The 2712-nt window shown below is 72.3% G+C and carries 1 protein-coding gene; it reads left to right on the plus strand.

All coding sequences use genetic code 11. From position 1 onward, the window contains the following. The first annotated feature begins 801 nt into the window (after positions 1-801). Positions 802-2415 carry a hypothetical protein gene (locus tag ACFVVO_RS39360; protein WP_390061692.1) on the plus strand — a complete coding sequence of 538 codons (1614 nt, stop codon included), beginning with the start codon at positions 802-804 and terminating at the stop codon, positions 2413-2415. Positions 2416-2712: the final 297 nt, after the last annotated feature.

A 2712-nucleotide genomic window follows, 5' to 3' on the forward strand; every position in this document is an offset into this window, starting at 1 on the left:
GTGCGGCCACAGCGCGCACGCGGACACGGTGGGCGCCCTGAACGTTCTACGGGCCGGGCTGGTCCGTCGCGACACCCAGCATAGCGAGAAGCCCCTCATTCATGAGGGGAAGGAGTCACGAGTACGCCGGGCGCGATGTCGGGCAGGTGGCCGTCGGCGTCGACCAGGTCGGCGAGGACGCGGTAGTGGCGTTGCCAGTCCAAGGGCCATGGGCAGTCCCAGTCCGGGTCGATCGCGGTGAGCTGCGCCGCGCGTACGGCGGCTCGCTCCGGGTCCTTTGACGCTCGGAGGGGGGCTTGTTGGTGTACGGGGCAGCGGCTGGCCTGGTGTGTTGTTGGTTCGCTGAGAGGCTGGGTGGAGTGGCTCGGGGAGGGTGGTCAGGGAATTGAGCTGGAGTTGTTGGTGGTGTGTTGAGGAGAGTTGGGCTTGTTGTAGGTATCGGTAGGGTCAAAGGTCGCCTGGCGGTTACGGCCGCGGCTGGGTGAACAAGCCCTGCTCGGTCTCGACCAGGATCCCGCGCTCGGCGAGCCGCTTGAGCTTCAGGCGGGTGTTGTTGACGGTGTTGGGTGCGATCGGCAGGTCCATTGCCTCGCACACCTGCCGGGCCTGTAGCGGGCCGTCCGCTTCGTCTCTCGCCTCCCGCCGTGCGGGACGTCTTCCGTGATGCTCCCCCGCCTGCTTCCGCGTGGGGGGACGGGGCCGCCGACCCGGCCGGCCGGCAGCCGGGGCGCGGGCATGCTGCCGTCAGCCGCCCTCCCTCGAAGCTGCGCGGCGTCCCGGTGCCGAGCAGAAGGTCACGCGATGAGCGAGTACACCACCTCCTCCTCTCTTCCCGACGACTTGAGTACCTGGCTCGCCGAGGCGGGGCCGGACGCGTACGCCCTGGTTCAGTTGACCGCGGGCAGCGATCCGGTCAACTGGCCGACGGCGCAGGCACCCGGCGTGGGGCTAACCGGCGTCACCCGCTTCGGTGCCAGGCCCGACCGTGTGGCGGTGCAGGAAGTGGATAGTGGCGCGGAGGAGGCGCTGCGCCGGTGGCTGCTCCTGGATGACGGACGCCGACAGTTGGCGATCATCGGCGCCGACTACCGCGGCATGCGGCACGAGTACACCCCCGGCGAACTGGCCGCGAGCCTGCTGCGCGATCCGTCCACCGACCGCGCGCAGATCACCGGCTGGCTGAGCAGCTGGCTGTACCGGCGCAGCGCCGAAACAGCGCAGGGACGGGAGCTCGGCTGGGTCGCCGCGGCCGCCGCCTGGGCCTGCCACATGCGGGACTACTCGCCCTCCCCGCCCCCGCCGGTGCTGTCGCGGAGCCTGGCGCGCGCCGGCGAGGTCGACGACGCCGGCCACGCCGACGCGGCCACCGAGGACCTGATCGTCACCACCACCCGGCAGGTGGCGGAACTCCTGGACCGGCTTCAGGACACCGATCGGCCCCGCGGCAACCTCGTCGAGGACTACAAGGCGCTGGAGGCACTGTCCGGTGACGTGCCGGCACTGGGGGAGAGCGCTGGCTGGCTGCTCGACCAGATCGCCCTGCGCGACGTGCACGCCCAGCGACTGCGGGCTGTCCTCGAGCCAGACGTCACCGACTACCTACGCGACCGCGAGCGCGGCATCGACAGCGGGAGCGCGGGCGCGCCCGCGCTGGACGAGGAGCGTGCCACGCAGCTGGCCCAGGCCCGTGACGTCGTGCGCGCCTACACCGCCGCCGCCTGCTCGGGGCGGGAGGGGGAGGCACAGCAACTCCTGGACGCCTTCCCGATCCCGTCCCGGCCCCTGCAGACCAGTGGCCCGGCCGCCGCCTGGCGCCGAAACTCGGCCACCGCGCAGGACGCCCTCAACGCCCTTCGAGTCCAGCACGCGGCGACCACGGCCGACGACAGCAGCACCTACGTCGCCGCCCCCGAACTCCTGCACGCCACGACCGCCTACCTCGCCGCCCGGGAAGGCCAGCTGCACCTCTGGCACGACGCGCTCGGACGCCTCGCCTACCCCGTTCAGCCCTCCGCCGCCCTGCCCACCGAGCTCGCTCCCGTGGCAGCCGCCCAGACCCAGCGCCGCGTCATCGAGGCCTTCGGCACCCCCGACCGCGCCCGCCAGGCCCTGGACGGCCAGATCAGCTACCAGCGCCGCCAGCCGCCTCCCACCGACCGGCCCACCACCGCAGGAGCCGACACCGACGCCGACCTGCTGACCCGGGCGCGCGCCGCCCTCGAAGAGATCGACGGCCCCGGCACGGTCCTGGACGCGGAGTACATCAGCACTCGACTGCAGCGCGCCATGGCCCGCCCCGCCACCCCACCCGCCCCCGACCGCGCGCGCACCGGTGGACACGACCAGGCCCACGCCGACCAAACCCATGCCCAAGCCCAGGCGGCTGGTGCCACCACCCCCGGAATACGGCCGTGACGCGGCACTGAGCACACGGCCATCGCCCTGCTGCCGCAGGCTGCCCCTCTCGTCCGGCGCGGCGCGCGGCATCTCGCGGCGGCGACCATGCTGTGGACCCTTTCGAAATTCCCCAGGGCACGTAATTCCCCAGGTTGGCACGCGCCGTAGCATGGCCGGGAGGCAGGCACCGACTATGGGAACGAGGGCATTCCGGTGGTCCGTGACCGGAGTTCTTGAGCGCAGGCCCCTGTCTTCAGGGAGGGGTTGGCTCGTCCTCGGCGCGAGCCGCGCAGCGGCGGAGTTCGCTGCGTTGTC

It is taken from the genome of Streptomyces sp. NPDC058145, assembly GCF_042884245.1.
Lineage (GTDB): Bacteria > Actinomycetota > Actinomycetes > Streptomycetales > Streptomycetaceae > Streptomyces.

Bases quoted from the DNA above. Each gene is read 5' to 3' on its own strand.
- ACFVVO_RS39360 (WP_390061692.1), top strand. From the start codon at position 802: ATGAGCGAGTACACCACCTCCTCCTCTCTTCCCGACGACTTGAGTACC.